Origin of the sequence: Methylobacterium sp. E-065 (genome assembly GCF_022829605.1) — a bacterium.
Taxonomy (GTDB): Bacteria; Pseudomonadota; Alphaproteobacteria; order Rhizobiales; family Beijerinckiaceae; genus Methylobacterium.
This window is the reverse complement of the sequence record NZ_JAKSYD010000174.1, coordinates 1-301: the sequence shown is the minus strand read 5'-3', so window position 1 is coordinate 301 and position 301 is coordinate 1. Positions and strand designations below refer to the sequence as shown.

The 301-nt window shown below is 65.1% G+C and carries 1 protein-coding gene; it reads left to right on the top strand.

Annotation, left to right across the window (positions count from 1 at the left end; all coding sequences use genetic code 11):
• Nucleotides 1–118: 118 nt before the first annotated feature.
• Nucleotides 119–301: hypothetical protein (locus tag MKK84_RS21945; protein ID WP_243923589.1), on the top strand; the 183-nt coding region annotated here is incomplete at its 3' end.

Sequence of the window (301 nt, the reverse complement as noted above, 5' to 3'; positions counted from 1 at the left end):
CGCACGAGGGGTAATACCAATCGACGGTGAGGCTGACTCACAGGGTATCGTTGCGGCCCTGGAACTGGTTCGATGAGGTGAACCGGAGGGTTTGCCACGTCAACTGCGGTGCGGCTGCGTGAGGACCGTACCCCTCGTCTTCGATGTCCTGGGTGAACTCGGCTACGCCACACGGGAAGCGCCCGACGTGCCCTCCGACCGCTGCATCCTGCAGTCGGACGCGCGCATAGACCTCCTGGTCACGGATGCAGGTCGGCCTGGGCTCAACGTCCGACAGCTCGCGGACCAGGCCAGAACCGGG